The following is a 5,106-nucleotide window of genomic DNA, read 5'->3' on the forward strand; positions in this document are numbered from 1 at the left end:
TTAAGGATACACAATGGCAAAAAGATGCGCTTTAACTTTTAAAGGGCCTATGATAGGCAATCATGTCAGTCATGCGAACAACAAAAACAAACGCCGCTTACTCCCTAACTTGCGATCGATTAAGATCCAATTAGACGACGGCACGACCAAACGCATTAAGGTGGCTGCTTCCACTTTAAGAACCATGCGTAAAGGGGCTTAGTTTTTAGAATTTCTATCCATTTTTGATTATAGGGATGGTTTTGGTGTTTTTGATAACCTTTTTAAAACTTCCCTTAAAACTAAACTTCTTTTTGAGATTAAAACACGGCCTAGATTAGGTTTAGCGTTTTAATTAAATTTAGAGGTAAACGCTTTCAAAAAAATTTATTTTGATCTAGGAATTGGTTTTGTTTGAAAAGTTGAAATTTTTTAAAATCAAAAAAGACGATGAAATTCAGCCAGAAGTCAATTTAAATTCTGAAATCTATGAGCAATTTAAGGTCTTTAGACTCCCGCTTATTTTAATCCAATTGCTTGTGCTTTTAGGCACTCTGGGATACTTCGCCCTAGAAAATTATAGCCTTATGCAAGCTTTCTTTCAAACGACTTACACCATGACAGCTACAGGGTTTGGTGCTTTAAATGAAAGCCAGTTCGGGCCTATAAGTATTTTTTTAACTTCCATTTTAATGTTTTTTGGGGCAGGAATTATTGCCTTTAGCGTGGCTATTTTAGTTAGCGTGGTCAATAAAGGCACGCTTACCAGATTGATTAAGGAGAAAGGTATGATTTATAAAATCGCGCGCCTTAAGGATCATTATGTGATTTGTTACCACAACGAATACACCATTGAATTGAGCAAGCAATTCCGCTCTGCTCAAATCCCTTTTGTGGTCGTGGATAATGACCCTAGTTTTGAAGAAGAAGCCATTAAGCACAAATACCCCTACTATATCATAGGCGATCCGCACACCAATTTAGCCATGCTAAAAACCCACTTAAGCAGCGCTAGGGGTGTTGTGGCTTTGTCTAAGATTTTACCGGTGAATGTGGCGTTAATGGTGAGCGTGCGCTTGTTTGAAAAGGAATTAAAGCGCAAACCTTATTACATCATTGCGAGCGCGCATAGCGATGAAGGCTTAGAAAAATTAAAAAAATTAGGGGCTGATATGGTGGTTTCCCCTACAAAGCTCATGGCTCAACGAGTGAGTGCGATGGCGGTGCGTCCGGATATGGAAAATATCTTAGAGCGCTTTATCAATAAAAAAGACACGCTTTTAGACTTAGAAGAAGTGATTGTCCCCAAAACCAGCTGGCTTGTGTTAAGGAAATTAAAAGAAGCCCATTTTAGAGAGATCGCCAAAGCCTTTGTGATTGGTATCACTCAAAAAGATGGCAAATACATCCCCATGCCTGACGGGGAAACGATTATTGCGAGCGAATCCAAACTATTAATGGTTGGCACTTCAGAAGGCGTTGCAACCTGTAAGCAACTCATTACTAGCCACCAAAAACCAAAAGAAGTGGATTACATTTCCTTGTGATTGATACAGCCCTTTTTATAAAATAAAAAAGGCTTGACTCTCATCAAATACGGGTAATAAAATCTAAAAAATGCTAAAAACATTTTTTACAATCCATAGCAAAGAGCTTGGCGTTAGCCAAAAAGCTTTAGTTATTTATGTTTAATTAGAACAGATCTAAGACTTAAACGGATTTGAGGCTTATTTTTCTCACACCCATACGCTCAATGAGAGTTAATTATAACCCTTTTAAAGCCTTCTTTGTTGATATGATCGTAATAATCGCTTCATTGAAATAATTGATATTTCCGTAAAAATACCCATGATACAATTCTAAAATACCGCTCACATTTTCTACTAAAAGCTTAGTATGGTAAGTTTGCGATACATACTTATGCGTGATTTTTTGAATGCTTTCTTTCAAAAAGCCTTCGTTCGTTTTCAGCCCAAAATACGCGCTATTTTCTGTTTTTTGTGCGGTAACAAAACTAAAAAAAACCTCTATTTCGTATTTTTTGCTTTTTTCTAGCGTGTAATCGCTTAAATCCTTGACTTTCTGCTCCCATCCACCTTGTATATAGATCGTATTCCTAATATAATAAACGCCCACAAACAAGCCGCTAAATTTCGGCTTTAAGGTTTCTAAAAGTTCGTTAAATGCGGTTTTTTTCGCTTCGTTAATCTCGCTTGTGGCTGTAGTTTTAGCTTGCGTGATGTTGTTTATCGCTTGCGTTTGGTTCGTGTTTATTTCATTGTTAGCGCTTTCTTTAGCTTCGTTAATGTTATTTATCGCTTGCGTTTGTTTTTCGCTTATTTCACTATTAGCGTTCGTTTTAGCTTGTGTTATCGCTTCAAGGCTTTGGGTTTTGTTAGCGTTAATTTGATTTGTAGCGTTTTCTCTGGCTTGGTTTAAAAAGATTTGATAGCTCGTTAAAAGCTTTGTCGTGGTTTCTATGATTTGATTTTCTAGCTTTTTAATCTCGCTTTTGATGTTTTCAGTATTAGCGTTTAAGGTAGCGGTTACTTCTTGCTCGTTACTTCGCATGCTCGTATTGAAATCGTTGAAATAGCTTTCATATTCTCGCATTTTAGTTTGCAGTCCATCGCTTGAATTTTCTAACCATTTAACGATCCCTCTCAATCTCTCATCAATTTCATTGGCTTTTTGAAAAAAATCCATGCCCGTTATAACTTCTAAAATCCTTTTCACTCCTTTAAGGCTTAAATTAACTTGCTCTTTCCATAATGTAGCGTTATTTAAAGCGTTTTCAAGCTCTCTTAATAACTCGCTTGTGATTTCTTTAAACGCTGGTTTTTCTTTAGTGGCGATTTCTGGGCTGGGTGGATTAGGGTAATTCATTTTTCAATTCCTTTTAAAAATTTCTCATGGGCGTTAAACTTTTTTTCTAACTCTGGCAACAGATTAAGTAATTCCCTGCTTTCCTTACTGCTTTTACCGCTTTCAATGCCATATTTAATGAAATCAAAAATATTAATTTGACTAATAGGCTTACTAGTTCCTGTAAAAATATCAACTGCGTTTTCTATCATTTGGTCTTTAGCTTTTACCAAAAACTCATAAAACTGCGCGCTAGGGTTTTCAAGGCGTAAAAAGCGTGCAAAAGAACTCCCTAATAATTGGCTTATCATGCTGTTGTAAGCGTCCTTATTTTCCTTAATGAAAGCATTCATGCCGTTTTCATCTGTTGTATTAACTAGGTAGTCAATGTCATGCGCTAACTTAGAAAAATTATCAGCTCTGTTACCGCTTTCAAGCATTTTAGCGGTAGTGTCTAGCACATCGGTTAGATAAGGTGAAATCGTGAAATTTTTAATCGTGGTGTCGTTATTGAGATTGTGAAAATTCGCGCTGTTATTGGCAAACATTTCCTTAAACGCCTTAAATTGCTCTCTGTCTAGGTTTTTATAAGCGTTATCAAACACTTCTAAAAAGCTGTTATTTGGGGTGTTTCTGGCGTAATGACTCAAAAGAGAAAGGTTAGCGTTTTCAACTTGAATGGCGCTTGGGATTTTAGCGTCTCTTTCTAACATTCTTGCAACCTGATTGGCTAAATTCTCCACGCTGTCGCTTTCAAATTTAGGCGGCAAATGTTTCAATTTGTCGTTATAACTGCTCATCGCGCTTAAAAGCGTATCGCCAAAGCTGTTCGCTCGGTTTTCGTTAGATTTGCTCGCTATTTTAAAAATCTCTTTGTCGTTTAATTCCTGCTCTGGCATTCGCACTAAAAGCTCATTAGGTTTTAATCTAATGTTGAAATTCTCTTTAAGCGCTTGTTCGTATTTTTTTCGGCTCTCTGCGTTAAAGTTTAGCATGCCAGCTATTCGGTGGTTTCCTGCGATCACTTGCCCGTCTGGTAAGATAATGGGCAAGTCATCAAAACCCCCGCGCCCTATAATCAATTTAGGATCAAAGCGCTTGGCTATCTCTTCTACTTTCTTGCTATCCACTGCGGTGCGTGTTTGCGTGCCCGTGTTTTTGAAATTGGGCTTTAAATCGCTCTTATTGACGATCACAAACTTTAAGAGGTGTATTTCATCATCGTTTAAGCTAACGCTCGTTTTAGGGGTGTTTTCTGGCTCTTTGTAGGGTATGTTTTCACTTTTGGCGATTTCTCTGTCTAATTCGCTTTTGCCTAGCGTGGCGTTTTTTTGCGCTCTAATTTTATCTCTCAGTTCGGCCTCTTCTTTATCTTTAATCTTTTGGGCATATTCTTTTTCTGCTTTAGCTAATCTTTCGCTTTCTAGTTTCTTTTCTTTCTCTAGTTGGCTTTTTTCTAATATAGATAAGGGCGGTTCTTGACTTTTTAAGCTTTCTTTAGTAGAATTGTTTTCATTAAGGTTTAAGACACTATAGTTGCTATTGTCTTTGTAATCGTTAGAAAGTGGCGGTTTGGTTTCTAATTCCCTTAATACTTTTTCATCTCTCTCATAGCTAGTAACCACAAAATGATTATTTAGATTGTTATTATCCCATGTGTTTTTTAGCCCCACTCTTATGTTATTTAATTCCACGCTAACGCGCCCTAAATCGTCTTTAAATAATGTTCCGTTCTCAATGACTTCAGGGATAGATTTTAATAGCTCATCTGTTCTTTCTTTAATTTGCTCTGTATTTAATCCTAATCTTGTGTATTGTTTTTCTCTCTTTTCTAAGATGTGTGCTAATCCGTAGCCATCTTTGCCATCCTTGCCCCACACAAAATCAATCCCTCCTAAATCGTCCCTAAACGCTGCGCCTGCAACTTGTCCGCTTTTCTCTTGCAATAGTTTCTCTAACGCTTCTTTTGGCCTTAATGCAAACTCGGAGTAATTAGTGCCAAATTGTTTTAAGGGGGTTATAGCCTCTTGTAACGCTTTCTTTTGCTTAGTGATGTTTTCTTTAGCGCTTTTAACGCCTTGCGTGATCTCTTCAATCTTTCGCATCGTAGCATTAGAAAACTTGGAATTTTTAGCGCTCAGTTCTAAATTCTTACTAAATTCGCTTATCGTGTGGCTTCTTTCTAGCGCTTTTTGAATGTGGTATTTTAACGCTGCGCCTGCGGTGGCTTCGTTTAAAGCTTTGCTTGACATACTCCCCATA

4 protein-coding genes are annotated in these 5,106 nt (G+C 37.3%); 2 read left to right on the forward strand and 2 right to left on the reverse strand.

Features of this window, described 5'->3' with window-relative positions; all coding sequences use genetic code 11:
• The first annotated feature begins 13 nt into the window (after positions 1–13).
• Positions 14–202, forward strand: a complete 189-nt coding sequence (gene rpmB / locus BZK24_RS07590) for a 50S ribosomal protein L28 (RefSeq protein WP_001118998.1) — start codon at positions 14–16, stop codon at positions 200–202.
• A gap of 187 nt (positions 203–389) precedes the next feature.
• Positions 390–1,526, forward strand: a complete 1,137-nt coding sequence (locus tag BZK24_RS07595; protein ID WP_000461982.1) for a potassium channel family protein — start codon at positions 390–392, stop codon at positions 1,524–1,526.
• Between the two features lie 217 nt (positions 1,527–1,743).
• Here BZK24_RS07595 and BZK24_RS07600 read toward each other — a convergent pair whose 3' ends face one another.
• Together BZK24_RS07600 and BZK24_RS07605 are read right to left on the reverse strand one after the other, a co-directional pair.
• Entirely contained in the window at positions 1,744–2,865 is a 1,122-nt protein-coding gene (locus BZK24_RS07600) for a DUF1542 domain-containing protein (protein WP_077657057.1), read from the reverse strand.
• Positions 2,862–5,105, reverse strand: a complete 2,244-nt coding sequence (locus tag BZK24_RS07605) for a DUF3519 domain-containing protein (RefSeq protein ID WP_242423430.1) — start codon at positions 5,103–5,105, stop codon at positions 2,862–2,864. Before BZK24_RS07605 ends, BZK24_RS07600 begins: the two co-directional genes overlap by 4 nt.
• Between the last annotated feature and the right edge of the window lies 1 nt (position 5,106).

It is taken from the genome of Helicobacter pylori, from assembly GCF_001998165.1.
GTDB lineage: Bacteria > Campylobacterota > Campylobacteria > Campylobacterales > Helicobacteraceae > Helicobacter > Helicobacter pylori_DL.